At 60.0% G+C, this 23,142-nt stretch carries 21 protein-coding genes; 15 read left to right on the top strand and 6 right to left on the bottom strand.

The window, feature by feature from the left end:
* Positions 1-50 precede the first annotated feature (50 nt).
* Positions 51-773, top strand: coding sequence for a DsbA family oxidoreductase (locus ACIK7D_RS23545; RefSeq protein WP_400157543.1), 723 nt, complete (start codon positions 51-53; stop codon positions 771-773).
* Positions 774-899: 126 nt separating this feature from the next.
* Here the strand turns inward: ACIK7D_RS23545 and ACIK7D_RS23540 are convergent, their stop codons facing one another.
* Positions 900-1,271: a c-type cytochrome gene (locus ACIK7D_RS23540; protein ID WP_400157542.1), complete on the bottom strand. Its 372-nt coding sequence runs from the start codon at positions 1,269-1,271 to the stop codon at positions 900-902.
* Between the two features lie 348 nt (positions 1,272-1,619).
* Between ACIK7D_RS23540 and ACIK7D_RS23535 the strand changes: the two genes are divergently transcribed.
* Together ACIK7D_RS23535 and ACIK7D_RS23530 are read left to right on the top strand one after the other, a co-directional pair.
* The gene (locus tag ACIK7D_RS23535) at positions 1,620-2,078 is read left to right on the top strand and encodes a (2Fe-2S)-binding protein (RefSeq protein ID WP_400157696.1); all 459 of its coding nucleotides are present in this window, start codon (positions 1,620-1,622) and stop codon (positions 2,076-2,078) included.
* Positions 2,079-2,081: 3 nt separating this feature from the next.
* Positions 2,082-4,292 carry a molybdopterin cofactor-binding domain-containing protein gene (locus tag ACIK7D_RS23530; RefSeq protein ID WP_400157541.1) on the top strand — a complete coding sequence of 737 codons (2,211 nt, stop codon included), beginning with the start codon at positions 2,082-2,084 and terminating at the stop codon, positions 4,290-4,292.
* 184 nt (positions 4,293-4,476) lie between these two features.
* Here the strand turns inward: ACIK7D_RS23530 and ACIK7D_RS23525 are convergent, their stop codons facing one another.
* On the bottom strand, positions 4,477-5,133 hold the full coding sequence (locus ACIK7D_RS23525) for a TetR/AcrR family transcriptional regulator (RefSeq protein WP_400157540.1): 657 nt from the start codon (positions 5,131-5,133) through the stop codon (positions 4,477-4,479).
* A 148-nt stretch (positions 5,134-5,281) separates the two neighbouring features.
* On the opposite strand from ACIK7D_RS23525, the gene ACIK7D_RS23520 reads away from it, so the two are divergent.
* The 3 genes from ACIK7D_RS23520 (at position 5,282) to ACIK7D_RS23510 (ending at position 9,304) form a co-directional block, all read left to right on the top strand.
* Positions 5,282-6,700: an APC family permease gene (locus ACIK7D_RS23520; protein WP_400157539.1), complete on the top strand. Its 1,419-nt coding sequence runs from the start codon at positions 5,282-5,284 to the stop codon at positions 6,698-6,700.
* Positions 6,701-6,869: 169 nt separating this feature from the next.
* Positions 6,870-8,357 carry a N,N-dimethylformamidase beta subunit family domain-containing protein gene (locus ACIK7D_RS23515; RefSeq protein ID WP_400157538.1) on the top strand — a complete coding sequence of 496 codons (1,488 nt, stop codon included), beginning with the start codon at positions 6,870-6,872 and terminating at the stop codon, positions 8,355-8,357.
* A gap of 170 nt (positions 8,358-8,527) precedes the next feature.
* A complete protein-coding gene (locus ACIK7D_RS23510; protein ID WP_400157537.1) occupies positions 8,528-9,304 on the top strand; it encodes a TorF family putative porin in 777 nt (258 codons plus the stop codon).
* 279 nt (positions 9,305-9,583) lie between these two features.
* Here the strand turns inward: ACIK7D_RS23510 and ACIK7D_RS23505 are convergent, their stop codons facing one another.
* Positions 9,584-10,021 (bottom strand): hypothetical protein, encoded by a 438-nt coding sequence (locus ACIK7D_RS23505; RefSeq protein ID WP_400157536.1) that lies wholly within the window; start codon positions 10,019-10,021, stop codon positions 9,584-9,586.
* 368 nt (positions 10,022-10,389) lie between these two features.
* Entirely contained in the window at positions 10,390-11,124 is a 735-nt protein-coding gene (locus tag ACIK7D_RS23500) for a CerR family C-terminal domain-containing protein (RefSeq protein WP_400157535.1), read from the bottom strand.
* A gap of 115 nt (positions 11,125-11,239) precedes the next feature.
* Between ACIK7D_RS23500 and ACIK7D_RS23495 the strand changes: the two genes are divergently transcribed.
* The 9 genes from ACIK7D_RS23495 to ACIK7D_RS23455 all read left to right on the top strand — a co-directional run bounded on the left by ACIK7D_RS23495 (position 11,240) and on the right by ACIK7D_RS23455 (position 20,343).
* Complete coding sequence (locus ACIK7D_RS23495) at positions 11,240-12,199, top strand: alcohol dehydrogenase catalytic domain-containing protein (RefSeq protein ID WP_400157534.1); 960 nt, start codon at positions 11,240-11,242, stop codon at positions 12,197-12,199.
* A 72-nt stretch (positions 12,200-12,271) separates the two neighbouring features.
* The gene (locus tag ACIK7D_RS23490; RefSeq protein WP_400157533.1) at positions 12,272-13,279 is read left to right on the top strand and encodes an aldo/keto reductase; all 1,008 of its coding nucleotides are present in this window, start codon (positions 12,272-12,274) and stop codon (positions 13,277-13,279) included.
* 99 nt (positions 13,280-13,378) lie between these two features.
* Positions 13,379-14,278 (top strand): SDR family oxidoreductase, encoded by a 900-nt coding sequence (locus tag ACIK7D_RS23485; RefSeq protein WP_400157532.1) that lies wholly within the window; start codon positions 13,379-13,381, stop codon positions 14,276-14,278.
* 82 nt (positions 14,279-14,360) lie between these two features.
* Positions 14,361-14,864 (top strand): (2Fe-2S)-binding protein, encoded by a 504-nt coding sequence (locus ACIK7D_RS23480; RefSeq protein WP_400157531.1) that lies wholly within the window; start codon positions 14,361-14,363, stop codon positions 14,862-14,864.
* Positions 14,861-15,844 (top strand): FAD binding domain-containing protein, encoded by a 984-nt coding sequence (locus tag ACIK7D_RS23475; RefSeq protein ID WP_400157530.1) that lies wholly within the window; start codon positions 14,861-14,863, stop codon positions 15,842-15,844. Before ACIK7D_RS23480 ends, ACIK7D_RS23475 begins: the two co-directional genes overlap by 4 nt.
* Positions 15,841-18,153, top strand: a complete 2,313-nt coding sequence (locus tag ACIK7D_RS23470; protein ID WP_400157529.1) for a xanthine dehydrogenase family protein molybdopterin-binding subunit — start codon at positions 15,841-15,843, stop codon at positions 18,151-18,153. Before ACIK7D_RS23475 ends, ACIK7D_RS23470 begins: the two co-directional genes overlap by 4 nt.
* A 342-nt stretch (positions 18,154-18,495) precedes the next feature.
* Positions 18,496-19,242: an autoinducer binding domain-containing protein gene (locus ACIK7D_RS23465; protein ID WP_400157528.1), complete on the top strand. Its 747-nt coding sequence runs from the start codon at positions 18,496-18,498 to the stop codon at positions 19,240-19,242.
* A 66-nt stretch (positions 19,243-19,308) separates the two neighbouring features.
* Positions 19,309-19,974 carry an acyl-homoserine-lactone synthase gene (locus ACIK7D_RS23460; RefSeq protein ID WP_400157527.1) on the top strand — a complete coding sequence of 222 codons (666 nt, stop codon included), beginning with the start codon at positions 19,309-19,311 and terminating at the stop codon, positions 19,972-19,974.
* A 21-nt stretch (positions 19,975-19,995) separates the two neighbouring features.
* Positions 19,996-20,343 (top strand): DUF2218 domain-containing protein, encoded by a 348-nt coding sequence (locus ACIK7D_RS23455; RefSeq protein WP_400157526.1) that lies wholly within the window; start codon positions 19,996-19,998, stop codon positions 20,341-20,343.
* A 36-nt stretch (positions 20,344-20,379) separates the two neighbouring features.
* On the opposite strand, the gene ACIK7D_RS23450 is transcribed toward ACIK7D_RS23455, so the two are convergent.
* Entirely contained in the window at positions 20,380-22,848 is a 2,469-nt protein-coding gene (locus tag ACIK7D_RS23450; RefSeq protein WP_400157525.1) for a zeta toxin family protein, read from the bottom strand.
* Between the two features lie 2 nt (positions 22,849-22,850).
* Positions 22,851-23,120: a hypothetical protein gene (locus ACIK7D_RS23445; RefSeq protein WP_400157524.1), complete on the bottom strand. Its 270-nt coding sequence runs from the start codon at positions 23,118-23,120 to the stop codon at positions 22,851-22,853.
* Positions 23,121-23,142 lie beyond the last annotated feature (22 nt).

Raw genomic sequence — 23,142 nt, 5'->3', positions numbered from 1 at the left:
CCACTCACGGGACTCTGCCCCGCAGCTATCCGATCAATCGAGGAAAAGCCATGAAAATTGAGGTCTGGTCCGATGTGGCCTGCCCATGGTGCTACATCGCCAAACACCGTTTCGACAAGGCGCTGGCCTTGTTCGAGCATCGCGACCAGGTGGACGTCATCTGGCGCAGCTATCAACTCGATCCGGATGCACCACCCGTTACGAACAAAAACCTCAATGACACCTTGTCGGAAAAGCACGGCTTGCGTCTTAACGAGGCTGTCGCGATGAACGATCAGATGCGCCGGCTCGGCGCACAGGAAGGACTCGACTACAATTTCGATCTAGCGCGCTATGGCAACTCATTCGATGCGCATCGCCTGATACAATTCGCCCGCACCAATGGCGTACAAATGAGGATGGAGGAGCGCCTCTTCAGGGCCCACTTCAGCGAGGGTAAGGCGCTCGGCGATATTGATGTCTTGGTCGAACTTGCAAGGGAAGTCGGCATCAATGCCGGAGAAACGCACGCCGTCCTCGCCGGTGAAGCTTTCGCCCACCAGGTTCGGACAGATGCACAGACTGCACGGCGGTTGCGCCTCAACGCCATTCCGTTTTTCATGATCGATGAGAAACTCAGCCTTCCAGGAGCCCAAGCGCCGCAGACCTTTCTGGACGCGCTGGAGCAAGCCTGGATGGCGTCGCCGCCGCTTGTCACGATTTCGGGCGGTGGCATGGATACGGGTTTCTGCACAGACGGCACATGTGACATTCCGACGACTCGACCATCGTAAGGCTGGCTAAATGTCTCAGCAGGTTCGCTTTGGCAGGTACGGGTCGGCGAGGAATATCCCCCGGGTCCGATCCATCCCTGCGGCGATGTCTGCTTTGAGAGGGATATTTAGAGACGCCAAGCGTACTCAGTTTAATGATTTCATATAGGAAATAAGGTCTTGGCGGTCCTGCTCGTTGGAAATTCGAACGGTCATCGTCGTACCGGGCACCAGCCTCGCGGGAGCAGTAAGAAAAGCGTTCAAGCTCTCATCTGTCCAAACCAGATTCGATTGCTTAAGCGCATTTGAATAGCGCACACCATCGAGGCTGCCGGCCTTGCGGCCAACGACACCGGCGAGCGAAGGCCCGATTTTCTTTTGACCATTTTCGGAGTGGCAGGCGCTGCAACGGGCAAAAAGCTTTTCGCCACGGCGAGCGTCGCCATCCGCAGTCGCTGCAACCGGACAGAATGTCAGGCTGGCGAGAAAAAGTGCCAATGTCATTTTCAATTTGCTCATGGTTGCAAGTAGTACTCCTCGGCAATAAGTCTCGGCTTGGTGTGTCAATCAGACACACCAGATTCACGTCCTCGGTCACGCTTTTTTGGATAAAGTAGGAACCTTCCGAGAGATGCGATAGGCGCGATCCTGCCGTTTTATTGCTCGATCCTGCTTAGCGCGGTATGCCGCCTCTGAACGTCCAATCCGTGATCTCGACAGGCAGGATCGAGCAATAAAACGGCAGGATCGCGTCTAGCAGCCATTCCGACGCTCCTTTAATTTCGAGCGGTAGTATGATGATGGCCAACCGACTTCGGATCGGATGGCCGCGCAGTATTCTGCGTGTCACAGATGAAGGAGGGCACCGTGGTAACCTTAACGATCAACGGCACCGGGCATGAGATCGATGCTGACGCGGACATGCCACTTCTCTGGGCGATCCGCGACCTGATCGGACTGACCGGGACAAAGTTTGGATGCGGCATGGCGCAGTGCGGCGCCTGCACGGTGTTGCTGGATGGCGCACCGGTACGTTCCTGCCAGACTTTTGTCGGCGATATTGGTACTGCAACGGTCACGACCATCGAGGGACTGAACGGCAAGATCGCCAAAACGGTGCAGACCGTCTGGGCCGATCTCGACGTGCCGCAATGTGGCTACTGCCAGTCCGGGCAGATCATTTCGGCCACCGATCTGCTTACGAACAATCCCAAGCCCACTGACGAAGACATTGATGCTGCGATGGCAGGCAATCTCTGTCGCTGCGCCACCTATCACCGTATCCGCGCCGGTATTCACGAAGCTGCCAAGCGTTTGGAGGGTTGAGAGATGATCCCGAAACTGATGCAATCCCTGGCTCTTCCGGCAGCGCAAGCGTCACGCCGGCAGTTCCTGCTCGGTTCGATGACAGTGGCTGGCGGGCTGGCGGTCGGCTTTCATATTCTGGCGGTCTCACCCGCAGAGGCGGCCGACACAACGCCCGCGAGTGGTTCACCGGCCTTAACCCCGTATTTGACGATCGGCGGCGATGGCAAGGTTACTGTTCTTTCGTCACAGTTCGAGATGGGGCAGGGCTCCTATAACGGCCTCGCGACGCTGGTAGCGGAAGAACTCGACGCCGACTGGTCGACGATCGACGTTATGGGTGTCGCCGGAAACTCAAAGGTCTATGGCAATATCGCCTTTGGTGGTGCCTTCCAGGGAACGGGTGGTTCCACCTCGATGGTCACGTCTTGGGAGCGCTACCGTAAGGCAGGCGCCGCGGCCCGTGCCATGCTGATCGCCGCCGCGGCCTCCGAATGGGGCGTGCAAGCCTCCGAGGTCGCGATCGAGAACGGCATCCTGTCACACCCATCCGGCAAGAAGGATGGCATCGGCGAGTTTGCCGCCAAAGCGGCGGCTCTGCCTGTTCCCACCGACCTCAAGCTCAAGGAGCCGGGTGATTGGAAGCTGATCGGGAACGCAGAGCTGAAGCGCTTCGACAGCGCCCGCAAGACGAATGGCACCGAGCAGTATACCATCGACGTCAAACTGCCCGGCATGCTGACCGCAGTGATGATCCACCCGCCGCTGTTTGGCGCCAAGGTCAAGTCCTTCTACGCGACGGCGGCACGCTCGATCAAAGGCGTCGTTGATGTCGTTGAAACGCCGCGTGGAGTTGCGATTGTCGCCGAGCATATGTGGGCGGCGATCAAGGGGCGCGAAGCCGTCAAGGTTGAATGGGATGAGACCGGTGCCGAAAAGCGAGGTACACTGGAGCTCATATCGATGTACAAGGATCTTGCGCTCAAGGCGCCGGCGGCCATCGCACGCAAAGACGGGGACGTCGATGCCGCCTTTGCCGGGGTGGCCAAGGTCTTGGAAGCTACTCTGGAATTTCCCTATCTGGCTCATGCCGCGATGGAGCCGCTTAACGCCGTTGCGCGCAGGAATGATGACGGAACGCTGGAAGTGTGGGGCGGACACCAATACCCGGATATATACCAGATGCTCGCCAGCCAGATCGTCGGCATCACGCCCGACAAGGTGCGTCTTCATGTTATGAAAACCGGTGGCAGCTTCGGCAGACGCTCCGTGTTCGACGGCGACGTCATCGTTGAGGCGGTCTATATCGCACAAGCCATCGGGTTCCGCGCTCCGGTTAAGGTACAATGGACACGAGAAGACGACATGCGCGGCGGACGCTACCGCCCCGTCTATGTCCATCATCTGAAGGCTGGCCTTGATGGCGACGGAAAGCTGGTCGCTCTGAGTGATCACGTGGTCGGTCAATCACTCATGGCCAACACCGCCTTCCAAGGTGCGATCAAGAACGGCGTCGACCCGTCATCGGTCGAGGGGGTAGCCGATCTGCCTTACGCGATACCAAATCAAACCATAGGCCTGTCCACTACCGAGGTTGGAGTCCCAGTGCTTTGGTGGCGTTCGGTGGGATCGACCCACAACACATTCGCCGTAGAAACTTTTATCGATGAACTCGCCGAGGCGGCGGGCCGCGATCCAATTGAATTCCGCTTGTCGATGCTCGATCCGCAATCGCGCCATGCCACCATCCTGAAGCTTGCGGCAGAAAAAGCCGAGTGGTCAAAGGAATTGCCGAAAGGCCGGTTTCGTGGCGTCTCCGTTGCTGAATGCTTTGGTACGGTGGTGGCCCAAATCGCCGAGGTTTCGACTGAAGGCAGCGGCAGCTTCAAAGTCGAACGCGTGGTCGCCGCTGTTGATTGCGGCTTGGCAGTCAATCCCGACCAAGTCCGTGCGCAGGTCGAGGGCGGGATAGGCTTCGGTCTTGGTGCCATAATGTCTGAAGAAATCACTCTGACCGCCGGCAAAGTCGATCAGGGGAACTACGATATGTACCTGCCGCTCAGGATCGACTCGATGCCAGTCGTGGAGGTTCACATACTCGCCTCCGCTAACCCGCCTTCGGGGATTGGTGAGCCAGGCGTCCCACCGATCGGCCCTGCTGTCGCCAACGCGATTTACAATGCGCTCGGAAAGCGAATCCGTGTTTTGCCTTTCGCCAGATCGATCAATGCCTGAAGTAAACCGCTTCAGACGCAGAAAAAATCCGCCGTCCCCACCCGCGATCTAGCGATTGGCTTAGTGGAGGTTCCATTTGGTGAGAACAACGTGGAATTTAGGGCGGGTTGTGCTTGCCAACGGCATGGCTAGGAACTGTGAACATGTCTGCGGCGTCGCCGGTTAACTTCGCAGCGGCCAGGCTTTATGATGACAAGAGCCTCAACGCCTCAGACCTTATATCAGATAATTCCTGTGTTTGGTTGAGAACGGATTTGAGTAGTAGTGACGTGACCGCGTCGGCGTCTACGGCCAAGGGATCTTGTTGCCTCCATCGCACAGCGCTCAAAAGGATCGCGTCGAAAAAATTGACAACAATGTCAATCGGGCCTTGGCTGAAATCCCCGCGATTCATTCCCTGCTTTATCAGTTCATATCCTCTGGCGCGCGCTGCGTCGTACTTACTCTTCCAGAAAGCGAACTCGGGCTCCTCTAGCAGCCCCGTCAGATACAAGCCGCGCATTTCGAAACGACTGGAGACCTCCAATTCGATTTCATATCTAAACGTTGCGTAGAGTCGAACGGCTGGCCTTGCCTGTGGCAGCAATTCAACGCCCCGTAGCAACGGAGATCGCAGTCGTCCGTATTCCAAAAGATACTGCGCGATCTGCGTCTTCGACGAGAAGTGGTGAAAAAGTGAGGGCTGGCGAATTCCTACGGCCTGCGCGATCTCCCTCGTCGAAATTCCATGAAAACCTTTAGCCGCAAAAAGACGGCCGGCCGCCTGAAGGATCAATTCTGCCGTGGAGCCTTCCGCAATGTCTTCAAGTACACCAACCGGGCTGATGTCGACCTCATGCATTCCTATGATCCCTCTTCGTCATAAAAACCCTCTCTATCGCCGGATCTATCACTTTACAACCCGCCCTATCGTTTGATAGACATTCATCCTATCGATCAATAGGCTGCCACATCCAGCAGATTGACCGAACAAAAAAAGGGGAACAAATATGACGAACCGTATTCCGACGGGCGATCGGCCCGAGGGTCTTCGCGTGGGTTCAGTTAGCGCCACGCATCTCGTCTTCTTCGTCATCGCGGCAGCGGCACCACTCACCGTGCTGACAGGATTGACGCCGCTACAGTTCTTGGTCGGCGGACGCACTGTACCAGCGGGCTTCTTGATGGCAGGCGCAGTGTACATGGTCTTTGCGGTGGGCTTCACGGCCATGAGTCGCCATATTCGAAACACGGGTGCATTTTTCGCGTACATCACGCATGGTTTGGGAAGTCGGGTAGGAGCGGGCTCTGCTTTCGTCGCCTACACCTCATACACAATGGGGCAGATTGGCTTTTGTGCTGTTGCCGGCCTCTTTGCCACGACCACACTTCGCTTGTTGGCCGGGATCGAGCTGCATTGGGCGGTCTCTGCTCTGGTCATTGGATTCTTTGTATCGGTCGTCTCTTATTTGCGGGTCGATGCGGGCGCCCGACTGCTAGCCGTCCTTCTCTTGGCCGAGGTGGGGATTCTATTAGTCTTGATGGCATCGATACTTCTCCAGGGCGTACCTGAAGGCTATTCCTTCACGTCATTTGATCCGGGCACGTGGTCCTTCTCATCGATAGGACCACTTCTTGTGGTCACCTTCATTGTATTCATCGGCTTCGAACAAACCGCTGTCTATAGCGAGGAGGTAACCGATCCAGCACGGACCGTACCGCGCGCAACATACACTGCGGTCGCTCTGTTAGCCGCCATCTATACTGTGTGTTCCTGGCTGATTCTTATGGCGGCTGGGCCATCCGCGTTGATGGCTAAGCTATCGACAGACCCGCAAAACTTCGTGTTCATGATCAGCTCCATTTATGTTGGGCGCGCAGTAACCGATGTCATGATGGTTCTGATCGTCACGAGCTTCACGGCAGGCGTATTGGCACTGCATAACGCCTCGGCTCGTTATCTCTTCTCTCTAGGTCGCTCGGGCATTCTGCCGAAAGGTCTCTCCACAACAGCATCGACCGGAAGTCCGACAGTTGCCGTGACGGTTCAGACTGTCATCGTTCTCGGGGCGATTACCGCGTTCGGTATGTCCGCGCTCGACCCATACACCCAAGTGGTCGTCTGGACCAACACGCCGACGCTGCTCGGTGTCCTGGCGCTGCAAGTGCTAACCTGCTTAGCGGTCATCGGCTACTTCAGGCGCGATCATCGGGGAGAATCCGTGTGGCATCGCATCGTTGCCCCGACCGTTTCCGCCATCGCCATTGCCATAGTCATGCTTCTCGTCTGCACCCAACTTCATCTACTGACGATGCTGGGCCCCATGGGCAACATCCTTATCAGCATGCCGTTGATCGTCGCGTTCCTGATCGGTGCGTTGCGTTCGCCCGGCGTTGGCCGAGAGGTCCTGCTCAATGACCAACTCTAAGGTGAATGGAATGGATCGATCTGTCTATCCAGGTCCGACCAGTGCCTCTTTGGGGCCTCGGTACGCGTGGTCAGTTCCAGGCTTCTCGATAGAGCGGCCGAGTGGGAACCCGGATACCCCGGAGCTTTGGTGCTACGCTGACAGGTTTAGTTATCGCCCCGGGGAGACGGTGCGCATCCATGTTCACACAACAGCCCAGAAGTACAACATCGAGATCGTACGTGACGGCGCTTCACCACTACGCGTCTGGAGCCGGGTCGGACAAGCCGGGGAGGCGCACGAAACGCCTGTTGACGCTTACGAGCGGGGGTGTGGTTGGCCCGTCAGCGTATCGTTTGACATAGATGAGAATTGCTTGTCCGGCTTCTATCTGATTGTCGTAAGCATGGAGATGGGAGGCAGAACATACGAGCGCGAAGGGTTCTTCGTCGTTCGTGGCCAGGATCGTCCGCACCGGCCAAGCCACGTCCTCGTTCTGACTACCTCGACCATGACGGCCTATAACGACTGGGGGGGCGCGAACCACTACCGTGGTCTCGGAAATGACCCATACACGGATATTGCCTCACCTCGATTGTCGACGCAGAGGCCGGTCGCGCGAGGAATGCTGAGGCAGCCGATCGGAGCACCCCGAGCCTCGTTCCCTGGCGTGCTGGAGCTCGGCGCGCTGCCGCGGCACCCGTCCTACGAGTGGGCGCATGTCCATGGATATTCGCGGCATGCCGCTGACGCGTTCTGGGCGACCTATGAGCGTCCTTTCGTCGTGTGGGCTGAAAGCCAGGGTTACGCGCTGGAATACCTCACTCAGCATGACCTTCATGAAGATCCAGGGTGTCTCGACTCGTACGCCTGCGTGACGTTCGTGGGACATGACGAATATTGGACTTGGGAAATGAGAGATACCGTCGAACGCTACGTCAAGAATGGCGGCAACGTGGCGCGTTTCGGAGGGAACTTCATCTGGCAGGTCCGGCTCGAAGAGGGCGGCACGCGGCAGGTCTGCTACAAATTACCTGAGTTGGATCCGCTCTATGAGATTAACCCGAGCCGTACCACGACCGCTTGGGACGCTCCCTGTGTCAGCAGACCCGGGGCCTGGACAATGGGACTGACCGGCACTGCTGGCTGCTATAACCGCTATGGGACAGCTGCGCCACGCTCCAGCGGTGGTTATACCGTTTATCGACCACGCCACTGGGTGTTCGACAACACCGACTTGAACTACGGAGACGTGTTTGGTGCCGCTCCGGTTTGCGTTGCTGGCTTCGAGCTAGATGGAGTCGATTATACGTTCCGGCACGGCCTGCCGTATCCCACGTTCGAGGATGGCGCTCCTGAAACGCTGGAAATTTTGGCAATGACTCCTGCCGTAGTGGGAGAGATCGACAAATGGAATGGTGCGGTTCCCCTCGGGGCGCCGGAGTCAGAAGTTAAGAGCTTTTTGCAGACTGTTTTTGCGGATCAGTTGCCGGAGCGTTTCCGTGGTGAGTGTTATGGTTCGGGTATGGTCGCCACGTTTATGCAGGGGAAGGGCAACGTCTTCAATGCGGGATCGACCGAATGGGTGAACGGGCTCATTCACGCTGATCCGTTCACTGAACAAATCACCCATAACGTCTTGCGTCGGTTTGGGGGCGGTAACTCGCCAGACTCATAGCAGATGTCGGCTCAACCGTCCTCATAGGGGAGAGTTCCGTTCCGACTGCTGGAAACAGTACGGCGTCCAGCTCGCACGGGCTCAAATACACGTTTTAATTGCATAAATAATACCAAGATTACTTAAAGTGGCGCGCAGAAGCTAAGAGAGAAACAATGAGAGGGGATCTCATGAAACGAGCACTGATTGCATTTCCCATGCTGTTAATAGCGGGCGCTCCGCTTGCCGCTGACGCTAAACTGAACGAAGGCACGGGCGAGGCGTCCGCTGCTGCGACATCCTCCTTTTGGGAACCAGATGCGCTCTTCGCACTTAAATTCATGTCGGATACTCCGTTTCGCGGTGTTTCCGGAACAGACTCCAAACCCGGTATGTCAGCCTTGGCCGAGGCCTATACCGGACCGTTCTATGTGGGAACTATGTGGTTTAACATCGATAACGGCAGCGCAGATCCCCAGTCGGCGGAGTGGGATCTTTGGGTCGGGGTGAGGCCAGCGTTCGACAATCTCCGCTTTGACTTCAACGCCAACTACGCGATCGACCTACCAAAGCAAAACGCAGAGTACATGGAATACAAGGCGGGGGTCGAAGCAGACTTCATCGAAGGCACCACAGTCGGCCTGAACTACTTCTATTCACCCGACTGGCGTCAACTTGACGTCCGAGAGGATGTGGTAGAGGCGACGGCAAAGTACAAGATTGATGATAGCTGGAGCGTCTCGGGTGCGCTGGGAAAGTCGTTCATGAGCGCACCAGTGAAGGACTGGACGTATTGGAACGCAGGCGTCACCTACAACGTCACACCGCAGGTGTCGCTTGATCTGAGGTATCACGACACAGATATTCGCTCAGCCGACTGCGTCACGCGTTCCGCCTGCCATGCTCGCGTAGTGTTCAGCGTTAATATTGCAGCAACAGCGCGTCAAATTCTCGCGGCAGTCGACTAGAAGAACGATTGCGACACTTGTGGTCCGGTGTACGGTCCAGTTGTGTTGCGCCGGCGACGGTGCCAGTAAACTAGACCGGCTGGTCGAGAAATCGGAACTTGCTCCGATCAAAGAGGTGCAAAACAGCGATCCCTCGACTTGAGATGAGCAGATCATCACTTGCCACTCTACCTACATTAGTTCTGCGACCATCATCGCATGTCTCAACACGTTTTGCGGCATGCGATGTAATCTGGCTATTTCAGATGATTCTAGCTCGCGGATGGCTTCTGGGACCAACTACAAGGCGGTGATCGATGGCAGTAATCGATCCACGAACTCCACGACGGGAGCGTTGCGGTCGAGTGCCAACGACCATTTTTTCTCCACCATCATGTCGGGAAGACCATGTGCGCTCGCCATTGCTGCCACGCCCGGGATGCACGAAATCCGTCGCCGTACGTGGTGAAGCGCTGTTGTGATAGGCCGTGGCCGCGCGCCGAAGCTCATCAGGGCAACCTCGCATGGTTTTGCTATCGGAGGCCCGTTTTTACTGGGCGTCCCGTGCGCGCCAATCGAGCCGCTCGCCCCGGCGGTGCGAGATCGCGCATGAAAAAAGACCGACGCACCCGTTTTCCATTTGCCGGCGTCAGGCATGGCCTGCCACGGAAAGGCCGTGATCCGGTGGCGGATGGCGTCGAGTCGTGCCTGAGGAACTTCGATCTTGAATTCACGCAAATCACCTCCTTCCAAGTGTCGGCGTCACCCAAACAACCACGAACTCGGGGTGATGTTCGAGATCACGCGACGCGTCGAACGGTTCGCTCCACATCAACCTAGTCGGCTTCTCGGATATCACCGTTTCGTTAGATCATCGCGCCAGGCACACACCGCGAACGCGGCCGATGCAGATCTGAGTGCGCTTCGGAGCTGACACGGGGCGGAAGGCCGCGCCGGGCGGTCTCCCGCTTTTCCCGCCTGAGGGCGGCAAATCGCTGAAGTAGCGCCTGACGGTTTGAACCTGCTCGCTGGTATTTGTCGGCGCGCAGGCTCCGCAAAGGCTGCCCTCATACCCCGCCACCGGAGTGAATTTTCTCGTCATGATGTCAGTCCCGGCTCTTCAAAAACAGGGGGTCAGCCGAGTCTGGGCTGCGTGAGCGAATGGTTCGGTGCGCGGCGAGGTGGTTCAGGAGGATACGCGTCTGCTCCAAGACCATCGATTTCACCGCGCGTGTGTGCGCAGGCGTGAGAGGTTCGAATGGTGGACGCTTGCTATAGAACATCAAGAACTGCCCGTTGATCGCCATCGCTCGCAGCTGTATTTCTGATGCATCGGCGGGCTCCCCGCTAAGGCGTCCAATCAAGCCTACGAAAACATTGTCGAGACGGTCAACCACCTTTTCACGGAGGATCATGAACGCAGCGCCAGAGCTGCATCCCTCCTTATCCGCAGCCAGGAACGGCGACCAGTGCGCACCCTGCTCATCAAACACGATGTCGATCAAGGGTTCAATGAGGGCGCAATAGGCTTCAACAAGAGCTGTGGTCGGCGCGTCATCCCCGAGAAGTTGCTCCGCGCGCCGCAACATCGGCTCGACCAAGTCTCGAATGCCTTCCGCCACATATTCTGCGCAAGCGCGATAAAGGCCGTCCTTGCCGTCGAAATAGTATTGCAGTGCGGGAGGATTAGCGCCCGCTGCCGCAGCGATCTCTCGCGTTGAGACCGCATCGAAGCCGCGCTCAGCAAACAGCCGCAGCGCCGTAGTGATGATGCGCTCCCGCGTCTCGTTACCGCGCGCGTATCCACCTGCAGCCGGCCGACGCCGTATCGTCGATGTCATCCGTATTCCTCTAACTAGACAAATGTATTCCAATTGACATACATGTATGCGATAATTATATCCAATCGAAAGAAATTTGCGACCCTATTCGTATCGTACAGGTTAGGAAGGTGTGATGAGAGCTTGGCAGTTTACCGGAGCGGGCGAACCGCTGCAGTTGATCGAGCGCGACATGCCCCATCCTGGTCCGGGTGAGGTGGTCGTCAAAGTCAGCGCCGCCGGTCTCTGCGCCAGCGATGTGCATCTCATGAGCGGCAAGCACGCCGAATTGCTGGGCAAGATACCCTTGATCCTGGGACACGAGACCGCCGGCGTCATCGACGGGGTCGGTGAAGGTGTGACGGGCTTCAGGGTCGGTGATCGGGTGGTCGTCTCGGGCAATAAGGACTATGTGCCGGGCTTCTCCGTCGATGGGGGGTACGCCACCCACGTTCTCGTCCGCAGCACCAGTCTGCGGTCGCTTCCCGATGGAGTGAGCTTCGAGCAAGGCGCGGTCGCGACTGACGCTGGGCAGACTGCCTACGGTGCGGTGATGCATTCCGGCGGTTTGCAGAAAGGGCAGCGCGTCGGCATCATCGGCTTGGGCGGGCTTGGTATGACGGCCGTCCAGCTGGCCTTGGCGAATGGCGCGGCAGAAGTATATGGCGCAGAACCCAGGCGTGAGGTCTGGGACGCCGCCATCAAGCGCGGCGCCAAGGAAGTTGTCGAAGACGCCAAGCAATTTGGGCAGTTCGATCTCGATCTGATCATCGATTTCGCCGGCTACGGCGTGACGACGGCCGCCGCGATCGCGGCCGTGCGATATGGTGGCACGGTGGTGCTCGTAGCGGCGCCTGTCACCGAAGCGACGATCCCCACGCCGGATCTGATCCGCAAGGAAGTCACGTTGCGCGGTTCGCAGGGCGGTCACCCCGGCGCGACCGAAGCCGTGCTGGCGCATATGCAGCGGGGAGAACTGGAGATTCCCGCCGAGCCCATCAGGTTTAATGAGATCCCTGAAGGACTGAAGCGGCTTGAGCAGGGCGGGGTCAATGGTCGGTTGGTGGCCGTGATCAACACTGATGCTCAGAAGTGAAGCCGGACGTTACTCGGCGCGGGTTGGCCGATCACCGGGTAAACTGACACTCTGTCTTTGAAGGACGCTTATATGCGCATTCGCCAACTTGGCCACAGCGGCCTTTTCGTGTCCGAACTTTGCCTCGGCACCATGCTCTTCGGCAGCACCGACAGCATGTGGGGGCAGATGGGCAAGGTCGGCCAGGGTGATGCCGATGCGCTGGTCAAGGCTGCGCTCGATGCAGGCATTAACTTCATCGATACCGCAAACACCTACCACACCGGCGAAAGCGAGCAGATTCTGGGGCGATCGCTGAAGACCCTCGGGATCGCGCGAGATGACGTCGTGATCGCGACCAAGGTGCTGGGTCCGATGGGCGAAGGTCAAAACGCCCGCGGCGCCTCGCGCGGGCACATCCTCAGTCAATGCAAGCAGAGCCTGCAGCGCCTCGGGCTCGATCATATCGACCTCTACCAGATCCACGGCTTCGACGTGGCTACGCCGATGGAAGAGACGCTGGAGGCGCTCGACACGCTCGTTCGCCATGGCCATGTCCGTTATATCGGCCTGTCCAACTGGGCGGCCTGGCAGGTTGCGCGGGGTGTCGGCATCACCGAGCTGCGGCGGCTCGCGCCGATTCTTTCGCTGCAGGCCTACTACACGCTGGTCGGCCGTGATCTGGAGCGCGAGATCGTGCCGATGCTGCTCGCCGAGAAGATCGGGCTGATGGTTTGGAGCCCGCTCGCCGGCGGCTATCTCTCGGGCAAATATGAGGACGGCAAAGCGGCAGACGGACGACGTGAGAGCTTCGATTTTCCGCCCGTCGACCGCGTCAGGGGATCCGCGACCTTGGCGGTGATGAAGCGCATCGCGGCTGCGAAGGGATGCAGCATGGCGCAAGTGGCGATCGCCTGGCTCCTTCATCAACCGGTCGTGACCAGCGTCATTGTCGGCGCGAAGCGCGTCGATCAACTCACCGACAACATCGCCGCGACGAGCGTCGTGCTTGAGCCTAGCGATCTGGCGGAACTGGATGCGGTGACGGCTCTGCCGGCCGAGTATCCCGGCTGGATCTTGGCTCGCCCTCTGCGGGCATGAGCGCGCAGCCGCCTGGGCTAGCGGAGGAGACGGCGCGGGTAGTCCGTCAAGTGACTGCCCGGTTGATGACATGGCGGTCGCCTCACCGATGAGGCGGGCGTGGCCAAGCGTCCGATGAGAAGTCGATGGAGTCGATCTTCGTCTGACGCGGGAAGAATTGAGATCAGGCAGATCCTGCCGGGTGTTGGCGACGAACCAGCGCTCATCATGGAACAGGCCTTGGTGACCAACCTCTTGGGAGACAAAACCATGCATGACAAGCGCATTGCCCTCGTGACCGGAGCAAGCCAGGGGATCGGACTGCAGATCGCCAAGGATCTTGCGCGCGAAGGATTCACTGTGCTGGTTGGCGCGCGGCAGCTCGAGGCGGGAGAAGCTGTGGTGGGGACCGTGGGTCCCGATGCCGAGGCGATCCAACTCGACGTCACTGACGGCGCCTCCATAGCCGCCGCGGCCAAGCACATCCGCGAAACTTACGGCCGGCTGGACGTTCTGGTGAACAACGCCGGCATTTCGCATGCGGGCCCGCAAAGCCGAACGGCCGAGCAGATCATGGCGGAAACCTACCTGTCGGTGGTCGATATGAATGAACTGCGCGCTGTGTACGAGGTCAATGTATTCGGCGTCGTCGCCGTCACACAGGCGATGTTGCCGCTTCTTCGAGAAGCGTCTGCTGGCAGGATCGTCAACGTCTCCAGCATGACCGGCTCTTTGACCAAGAACGCCGATCCTTCGCACGTCTACCGTCCTTTCGCCGGAACTTATTCCTCGTCGAAGACTGCGCTGAACGCAATCACGCAGGCATTCGCGATCGAACTCGAAAAGACCAACATCAAGGTCAATGCCGTCTGCCCAGGGTTCACTTCGACCGACAACAACAAGTTCACAGGCACCCAGACAGTTGTTGAAGCGGCGCGCGAGCCGGTTCGCGTCGCTTTGCTCGGGCCCGATGGCCCATCCGGGGTATTCACGAATTTCGAGGGACCGATTCCATGGTGATCCGATCGGGAGGCAAGCGTCCGAACGCCCTGGCTGGATATCGTACTCGGCGCGCGCGCATGAACGCGGCGGGGCTCTAGCGATGACCATTCGCGTCAACGATGTCGAAGTCGAGCCGCCTGGGGACGCGCGGGTTTCCCTGCTCGACTTCCTGCGCGAGGAGCTCCACCTCACCGGCACAAAAGTAGGCTGTAATCAGGGCGCCTGCGGCGCGTGCACGGTCCTCGTCGACGGCGAGCGTGTCCTATCCTGCCTCACCTTGGCGGTTCAGACGGACGGGCGCAGGGTGACCACCATCGAAGGGCTCGGGAGCTCGGAAGACCCGCATCCTCTCCAGGCAGCGTTCGTCGAGCATGACGGATTGCAGTGCGGATACTGCACGCCGGGACAGATCTGCGCGGCCGTGGCGATGCTGCGTGAGATCGCCGAGGGCATGCCCAGTTATGTCACAGCCGACCTCGCGACCACGCCGGTCATGACGGACGAGGAGGTGCGCGAGCGGATGAGCGGAAATCTGTGCCGCTGCGGCGCGCACAACGGCATCATCGATGCGATCCTCGCAGTAGCGCGGGAGCGGGTCGCATGAACCCGCTGAGCTATCGCCGCGCCACCTTTGTCGAGGACGCGATCGTCCTGCCCAATGCCGGACACCGGCTGCTCGGCGGCGGCACGAACCTGATCGATCTGATGCGCAAGGGCGTAGAGCGGCCGACAGCGCTCGTGGACGTGACCGGTCTTTCGGCGGAAATCGAGGCCACCGACGAGGGCGGCCTTTTGATCGGCGCGGCGGCGCGCAACAGCGCGGTCGCGGCGCATCCCCTCGTTCGCGCCCGCTATCCGATGCTGGCGCGCGCCATACTCGCTGGCGCCTCGGCGCAGATCCGCAACATGGCGACTGTCGCCGGCAACCTGATGCAGCGGACGCGGTGCCTCTACTTCCAGGATGCCGCCGGCTCGCGCTGCAACAAGCGTCTGCCGGGAAGCGGCTGTGACGCGATCGGCGGGTTCACGCGCTACCACGCAGTCATCGGCACATCGGCCTCGTGCATCGCTTCTCACCCGTCAGACATGTGCGTGGCGCTTGCTGCGCTGGAGGCAACTGTTCACGTCACGGGCGGGGCCGGCACGCGCGCCATTCCGTTCGCCGAGTTTCATCGCTTGCCCGGCGAGCGGCCGGACATCGAGACGCTGCTCGAACCGGGTGAGGTTATCACCGCAATCTGGCTGCCCCCTTCGCCGTTCGGCGCACGCTCTACTTATCGCAAGGTGCGCGACCGCGCGAGCTATGCCTTCGCCCTGGTCTCGGTCGCGGCAGGGCTGACGATGCGGGGCGGTTGCATCGAGGACATCCGCATCGCCTTTGGCGGCATCGCGCCGAGACCCTGGCGGGCCCTGCGAGCGGAAGTGGCGCTTCGAGGCAGACCGCTTGCGCGTGAGGCGGTGCTGGCCGCGGTCGCCGAAGACCTGGCCGGCGCGGCGCCGCAGCCCGGCAATGCGTTCAAGATCGAACTTGCCGGCCGAACGCTTGAAGCGGTCCTCTTTGACCTCTGCGGGAGGTCGCGATGAGCAGGATACAGAACGGGATATTCTCGTCCGTCCGCACCGTACTCGGCTGGGTTCCGGAGCAGTGGCTACCCGGCGGCAAGCCCGATCCCTTGATCGAGTATCGGGCAGCGGTGGGCCGCCAGGACTCGCGTCGCGACGGGCCGCTCAAGGTGAGCGGAGAAGCGCGCTACGCCGCCGAGGTTCCGATGGAGCGCCTTTCATACGCGGTGCTCGTGCACAGCACGATTGCGCGCGGCGAGATTATACGGCTCGACACTGTTGCTGCGGAGAAGGCGCCCGGCGTCGTCCTCGTGCTGACCCATCGCAACATGCCGCGCATCAGCACGCCGGCCCTTATCGGCGTGTCGAATGTTTCGGCCGCCGGTAACAGCAGCCTGCCGGTCCTGCAGGACGCCGAGATCAGCTACAACGGCCAGATCGTCGCGGCCGTCCTGGCCGAGACCCAGGAGCAGGCGGATCATGCCGCCTCATTGATCCACGTCGACTACATCACCCAGGAAGCCAGCACCTGTTTCGAAGCCGCGAAAGCGCACGCGAAAACGCCGGCCTCGCTGCAGATGGACAAGAACCATGTCTCCATCGGCGATGCACCGGGAGAGCTGGCGCGAGCGGCGTACCGAGTGGACAACATCTACCGGACCCAGGGCCAGAACCACAATGCTCTGGAACTGCATGCCTGCACAGTGGCGTGGGAGGGCGAAAATCTGGTCGTGCATGACGCGACCCAGATGATCGCGTCGAGCGCCAAGGCGCTGGCCAAGTTGTTCGGCCTCAAGAAAGAGCAGGTTCGCGTACTCTCGCCTCACGTGGGCGGCGGCTTCGGCGCCAAGGGCTTGTGGGATCATCAGATCGTCGCGGTGGCGGCGTCGCGGCTGGCGGGCCGCCCCGTCCGTCTGGTGCTGAGCCGGGAGAGCGTTTATCGCATCGTCGGGGGAAGAAGTCCGACCGAACAGCGAGTGGCGATCGGTGCCGACGAAGAGGGGCGGTTCACCGCGCTGATGCACACCGGGTATTCGGTCATGCCGTCCTACGGCGCCTGCCCGGAGGCCTTCAGCCTCTGCGCGCGCGCCCAGTATCGCGCCAGAAGCTTCGAGATCGTCCAGCATCATCTCGACCTGAATGTCGCCCCCTACACCTTCATGCGCGCGCCCGGCGAGGCCGTTGGCAACTTCGCACTTGAATGCGCGATCGACGAACTCGCCCATAAGATGGGCATCGATCCGATCGAGCTGCGGCGACGCAACGACCCCGATCGCCACCCCATTCATGGCGATCCTTTCTCGCAGCGAGCTCTCCTTGAGGCATACGAAAAAGGCGCGGGCCGCTTCGGGTGGCACCGGAGAACGGCGCAGCCGCGGATGCGCCGCGACGGCGAGTGGCTGATCGGCATGGGCTGCGCGAGCGGCAGCTATCCCTACAACCGCATGCCGGGGGCGACCGTGCGGCTCACCCTGCGGAGCAATGGTTCGGTTAGGATCGAATCGTCTGCGCAGGACATGGGAATGGGCACGGCGACGGCGCAGGTCCAGCATGCCGCCGACCGCCTAGGGCTGCCCGTCAAGGCGATCACATTCGAGATCGGCGATTCCGCGCTGCCCGCCGGGCCGCCGGCGTTCGGATCATCGCAGACCGTGTCGCTGATCAAGGCGGTGGCCGCGGCAGCCGACAAGTTGCTGGCGGAATTGCTGCGCCTGGCCGGTAACGACACGCCGCTGGCGGGGCTCCGGCCCAGCGACGCGCGGCTTGTGAATGAGGGGGTCGCCAGCATCGCCGATGCGACACGGCACGAACGCTATGATTCCATCCTGGCGCGAGCGGCCCGCGAGGAAGTTGCCGTCACAGGATCCGGCGGCATGCCTACCGAAATGCTCAGATATCCGATGCACAGTTCGTCTGCCATCTTCTGCGAGCTGCGGGTGAGCGAAGCGACCGGCGAAGTTCGGGTCGACCGAATGCTCGGCGCATTCGATTGCGGAACGATCCTCAATCCCAAGACAGCCGCCAGCCAGTTCCGCGGTGGGATGATTATGGGGCTTGGCCTGGCGCTGACCGAGGAAACGCTCTTCGATGAACGCAACGGTCGGATCATGAACGCGACGCTTGCCGACTATCACATACCGGCGCACCTCGACGTTCCTCCTATCGATGTCATCTGGACGGGCATTCCCGATCCCCGCGCGCCGCTCGGTGCGCGCGGCGTGGGAGAAATCGGGATAACGGGTACGACGGCGGCGATCACGAATGCAGTCTTCAACGCGACAGGAACCCGGGTTCGCGATCTACCTATAACCTTGGAGAAGATGCTATGATTTGGGTACATTACTTGGAATCGTCCGAGGAAGTCGGCAAGTATGGGCCATCCAGTAGATGAGCGCTTCACGCGTATCCCTGCACATTATGCTTCTTTTTTATGATCGCCACCATGAGGCCGCTTCTGGCGCAAATCGCCCGCAACACGTCAAACCGCAGTATCTTTAGTTTTCCACAGTCGTGAAAAATGCGGTTTCTGGCCAGAACGCAACAGTCAGCAAACCGTCCAGATGTTCCATAAGACAGATTATGCGATATGTTATATCATAACATGATACTACTACGCCAATACCACCGCCCCCACTGTCGATATGGCGGCAGATACGGTTGCGGAGATTTGAATGAAATTACAGGAACGAGATAGATTTCAGAACCTTACCCTCGAAATACAAAATGCCCAAAGTGTTGATGATGCCTTGCGCATTCTGGAAGTGGCGTACGGGATTGATTTTTCCACCTACCATCTGGCTCTGACGATTGCAGACGTGGTTGACACACCGTATGTCCGCACGACTTATCGTGATGCCTGGGTTGCTCGCTACCTGTTGCGGGGATATGTGAAAGTCGATCCAATCGTCCGCGAAGGTTTCGTCCGGCAAATGCCGTTCGATTGGCGCGAGGTCGTGGTTCCACAGGCGGCCCAGGAATTTCTGCTCGACGCCCAGGAACACGGTGTGGGAGCCAATGGATATTCCATCCCCATCGTCGACAAGAAACGTCGCGCGCTCTTCTCGTTGAACTCCAGAAAGCCCGCCGGCGAGTGGAGCAACCTCGTCCAGACCTATAGCCACGAGTGGCTCGATCTTGCGTTTCTGATCCATAGAAAAGCGGTGTTCGAACTTCACGGCGAGCATGATCCAATCCCGCAACTCGGTCCGCGCGAGAAGGAGTGCCTGTACTGGTCCGCCCTTGGGAAAACGAACGATGAAGTCGCCGAGATCCTTGGCCTCTCGATACATACGACGCAACGATATCTTACATCGGCGCGCTACAAGCTTGGTGCTGCGTCGACAACATCGGCAACTGCTCTTGCAATTCAGCTGCGCCTGATAAATCCGTATGGCAATACTCAGGATTCGGGGAGCTAGTCCCCGAATATTTCGCGCGCGCGGAACCTGTTGCACGCTGGCCTCGATCAATATGCCGAGGCAAGCATGTACCTACTTATTCAAGCCCACGAATATCACAATCATAGCAAACTGCTCGATCAGTCGTTCCGGCTGAGGAAGCGGGTGTTCGCAGACCGGCTCGGCTGGGAGGTGTGCGTGTCCGGTCATCGCGAGCGAGATCGCTATGACGACCTTCACCCAGCTTATCTGCTGTGGTGCGACGAAGATCGAAGTCAACTTTATGGCTCGGTTCGGCTCATGCCGACGACTGGACCGACGCTCCTCTATGACGTCTTCCGGGAGACATTTCCTGACGCGTGCGACCTGATCGCGCCAGGAATCTGGGAAGGCACGCGGATGTGCATCGATGAGGATGCAATCGATCGAGATTTCCCTGACATGCGGCCGGATAGGGCATTTTGCTTGCTGCTTCTCGCCTTATGCGAAGCGGCGCTCGCCAATGGCATCAACACAATGATCTCGAACTACGAGCCGCACATGCGGCGTGTTTATCAAAAAGCCGGCGCCGAACTCGATGAACTCGGGCGTTCCGATGGCTATGGCCGTTACCCGGTCTGCTGCGGCGCCTTCGAGGTTTCGCACCGCGTTCTGACTGCCATGCGCGACAAACTCCAGGTGGACGACTCGCTTTTTTACCGACCAGAATTTCCATCGCGCGTCGCCGCTGCGGCGGCATTGCAACTTGCTTGAACAGGCGACCCGGTAATTCTGATGACCAAACACATTTCCGATACGGTTGTTTGGGTCCCCGATGCGGCCCGGGTCGCTGAAATACTATGCGGCTCGCTCCGCGACTGCGCCCTTTCGATCGATACCAATCGCACCGACCACGTTCTGAACTTTGGTGACGGCAGGGCAATCGTCAGGCCGAAGACTTGCGGGCTTTACCTCCGCGTGGAGGCTGAGGATCTCGCAACATTCCTCGGGATCCGATCCCTGTTGCAAGTGGCCCTGTCCCGGGTCTCGAACGACCAGTCCGGCCACGTCGAATGGGATCCAGCTGTCGACGAGCTGACAGACCTGATCGGACGGCGGGCGGGCCGCACGGGCGGATGCTGACGTCCCTACCCGGTTAACCGGCGACGACGGGTAGGATTAACGTTTCATCTCGAGCTGTTGGCTGCTCGCAATCTGGCGCGTCTGTCGAAGCGACCGGTCCTGCAGCGCGCCGGCGCGGTCCTGGATGAGCTTGAGGGAAGCAGACTGCTCGGGAGTTATCCCAAGGGAAGATCCTAGCTTGGCGAAATTCTGCTCTTTGAGATCAGCTCGATCCGTCGAGGAAAGACGTTTGGTCATCGCCAGAGTGAGCTTCTCGAGTTCACGGCGGAGGTTTGAATCCGCGTCCAAGCGACGGGCCTGATCCTGGTCACTCCCCGACATCAAGGCGGCAAGTTCTTTCGATGGCATGGGAACTTCCACCCTGTGCCGCGCCTGCTCCTCGCCGTGGCGAAGATTGATCTGATGTCGCTCAAAATCGACCGCCATCCCATAATCCGCCAATGCCGCCGCGAGCTGCGGAGCGTGTGCCTCGGCTGCCTGGCGGGCCGGACTTGGTCCCTTTAGCCATGTGCGCCCCTCGCCGGCCATTTCGCCGAGGCGACCCTCGCGCACGTCATCGCCGACGGCCGCGCCGCTCTGCGCACCGGAGATCCGCGCGACTGAGGCCGAGACCGCATTACTGTTGCCGAACACCATTCGGGACAGGTTGTCAATTTCAGCCCGTTTATCGGCAAGCCGTGAAGACACACGCAGCCGATCCGCGATCTCGCTCTCGGTCAGATCCGGCAGATTCCGCGTCGGAACAAGGGCGTCGGATCGAACCGCACTCCTCTCCTGGGTCCGGCTCGTTCCAAGATTACGCTCGTTGTCGGCAATACCACGAATAAGCTCGCCGGCTTCGCGTCGTCCTCCGGCATGGAGGCGGGTATGCCGTGCCGTTTCGCTCAGGATTGCCTCCATCATGGTTTTGGCTCGTGCCCGGATTTCCAGATTAGCGGTCCGTAGCCGAAGCTCGTCGCGCAGCGTACGGAGCGGCTCGCCTTTTTCATCCACGATCATCGCCGCTATCGCGGAACGCTCAGCAACGGCCATGTTGCGCCCAAGCCGATCGCGCGCCTGAGAAACTGCCGTCGCATATCCCGGCTCGACGACATCAGACATGGCTACGTCCGCCGACATGCCGGAAGCGACGGCGTTAGCGGCGCGGGCAAGCGTTGTGCGCATCCCGGCCGCCTCAAGCCAGGAATCGACGACGTTGGCGAGCCGCGACAGACGATCGGTTCTGCCAAAGATGTCGCGATCGATGGCAGTCCGGTTTAGCGCGAAATCAAAACTATCCGTCAGCCGACGTCGGGATCCGTTCGGCATTTCGATCGCAAGATCCGCTGGCAATCGGTGGGCCGCCGGGAACTCGCGGGTGCCATGCTTATCCTGAACCATTGCGCGCGTCGCTACGATCGTCGCGTTATCAGGCAGTAGGCCGAGGTCCCGGGCGGCTTCAACCAGTTTCAGAGCCATGTAGCTCTGTGTCAGTCGACCGCCCGCATGGGATTCAATATTGCCGATCGGCCGACGCTCCGCGTCGCGTAGCGCGTTGTCATACAGCTCGACGAACAGGCCGAGCGCATCGGCGCGGCTCTGAAAGATGGATCGCCCTCGCCTTTGCCCATTCTCGCCGTCGGAATCGCGCCGCTGGGCGAGCAGCTGCTGCACGTCCTCGACGGCGCGCGCCCTGACGGCGGCGATGCGATCGTCCGGCGCCCGCCGTTCCTCCATGCGCGCGAGAACGTGGTTCCAGTCGTCGGAGAACCGCTGCAGCTCCCCCGCCGTCATCGGTCGCGATTGCTCGCGTTCGAGGGCTAGCCGCGCCTGGGGTAGTTGTGACCGTGCGCCCCCACTGTGCTCGTTGTCGTAAAGGATTGTCCCACCGCGCGTCCTGAGCTGAACACGATCGACCAGGTTCTCACTCTCAAGCTTCTCGAGACTGACGCCCAGCCCGGTGACTGCGGCATCGTGAACGTGCTGCGGTGGAATGCGCGCCGCATCGCCTGCCCGCAGCATCTCCTCGAAGCGATAATGGTTCCCCTGCCAGCTGAGCCGTGGATTGACGGCGACGGCCCGGGCCTCAACGTCATAGCCGGCGGCACGGGCAATGCCGACAACGCGGGCGACATTCTCCGGCGTCCGCATGGTCGTCTCAAAGACGATGTTGACATTGCGCTCCGTGGCCGCGACCAGGAGCTTTTCCGTCCAGCGGCCGGCGTCGGCCTGGGTGAACTGAGAGGCAGTTTCAGGATCCCGTCTTTGGAACGCCAGGAATTGCGGATGATAGGAGCGCAGATCGTCGCCCACGATGCGGATCGTAGGCCCCGATCGATCGAGCTCGGCGTGGCTGGCAATCAGCACCGCGGTTTTGCCGGCGCCCGGCTGGCCGCCGAGCAGGATAAGGCGGGGTCGCCCTGCCCGGCCGGTACCGTCCGGCAGATAGTCGGGCAGAATGTCGTTGCGGAAAATGCTCTCGTTCCTCTCCAGCGAGAGCGGGCCGGATTCCTGCCCATCCGCCATGATCAGAACTCCGCCCAGAACCGGGCTTCGTCCTTGACGCGCGGCCCCCAGAGCGCGATCAGGGTTTCGACGGTTTGGCGATCGGCAACAGCAACGCTGTTCTGAACGGCGATAAGTTCGCGGCGGCGAAGCCGCAGCGCTTCCGCCGCCTCGGGATCCGCCCCTTCGAGCTCATAGACGCGGGCCGTGACAATAGCGCGCGCCTGGTTGAGGATCTCGATGGCGATCTCGGTGCGGAGGATCACGTCGTAAGAAATTTCCTGTTCAGCCATTTTGATCTCCTTGTCGTTTGTT

Origin of the sequence: Agrobacterium sp. P15N1-A, from assembly GCF_044626815.1 — a bacterium.
Lineage (GTDB): Bacteria > Pseudomonadota > Alphaproteobacteria > Rhizobiales > Rhizobiaceae > Agrobacterium > Agrobacterium leguminum.
This window is presented reverse-complemented; position numbering and strand designations above follow the sequence as displayed.

What these genes read in the sequence shown, in the direction of transcription:
- ACIK7D_RS23545 (WP_400157543.1), top strand. Translation starts at nt 51, where the DNA reads ATGAAAATTGAGGTCTGGTCCGATGTGGCCTGCCCATGGTGCTACATC.
- ACIK7D_RS23540 (WP_400157542.1), bottom strand. Translation starts at nt 1,271, where the DNA reads ATGAGCAAATTGAAAATGACATTGGCACTTTTTCTCGCCAGCCTGACA.
- ACIK7D_RS23530 (WP_400157541.1), top strand. Translation starts at nt 2,082, where the DNA reads ATGATCCCGAAACTGATGCAATCCCTGGCTCTTCCGGCAGCGCAAGCG.
- ACIK7D_RS23525 (WP_400157540.1), bottom strand. Translation starts at nt 5,133, where the DNA reads ATGCATGAGGTCGACATCAGCCCGGTTGGTGTACTTGAAGACATTGCG.
- ACIK7D_RS23520 (WP_400157539.1), top strand. Translation starts at nt 5,282, where the DNA reads ATGACGAACCGTATTCCGACGGGCGATCGGCCCGAGGGTCTTCGCGTG.
- ACIK7D_RS23510 (WP_400157537.1), top strand. Translation starts at nt 8,528, where the DNA reads ATGAAACGAGCACTGATTGCATTTCCCATGCTGTTAATAGCGGGCGCT.
- ACIK7D_RS23500 (WP_400157535.1), bottom strand. Translation starts at nt 11,124, where the DNA reads ATGACATCGACGATACGGCGTCGGCCGGCTGCAGGTGGATACGCGCGC.
- ACIK7D_RS23495 (WP_400157534.1), top strand. Translation starts at nt 11,240, where the DNA reads ATGAGAGCTTGGCAGTTTACCGGAGCGGGCGAACCGCTGCAGTTGATC.
- ACIK7D_RS23490 (WP_400157533.1), top strand. Translation starts at nt 12,272, where the DNA reads ATGCGCATTCGCCAACTTGGCCACAGCGGCCTTTTCGTGTCCGAACTT.
- ACIK7D_RS23480 (WP_400157531.1), top strand. Translation starts at nt 14,361, where the DNA reads ATGACCATTCGCGTCAACGATGTCGAAGTCGAGCCGCCTGGGGACGCG.
- ACIK7D_RS23475 (WP_400157530.1), top strand. Translation starts at nt 14,861, where the DNA reads ATGAACCCGCTGAGCTATCGCCGCGCCACCTTTGTCGAGGACGCGATC.
- ACIK7D_RS23470 (WP_400157529.1), top strand. Translation starts at nt 15,841, where the DNA reads ATGAGCAGGATACAGAACGGGATATTCTCGTCCGTCCGCACCGTACTC.
- ACIK7D_RS23465 (WP_400157528.1), top strand. Translation starts at nt 18,496, where the DNA reads ATGAAATTACAGGAACGAGATAGATTTCAGAACCTTACCCTCGAAATA.
- ACIK7D_RS23460 (WP_400157527.1), top strand. Translation starts at nt 19,309, where the DNA reads ATGTACCTACTTATTCAAGCCCACGAATATCACAATCATAGCAAACTG.
- ACIK7D_RS23455 (WP_400157526.1), top strand. Translation starts at nt 19,996, where the DNA reads ATGACCAAACACATTTCCGATACGGTTGTTTGGGTCCCCGATGCGGCC.
- ACIK7D_RS23450 (WP_400157525.1), bottom strand. Translation starts at nt 22,848, where the DNA reads ATGGCGGATGGGCAGGAATCCGGCCCGCTCTCGCTGGAGAGGAACGAG.
- ACIK7D_RS23445 (WP_400157524.1), bottom strand. Translation starts at nt 23,120, where the DNA reads ATGGCTGAACAGGAAATTTCTTACGACGTGATCCTCCGCACCGAGATC.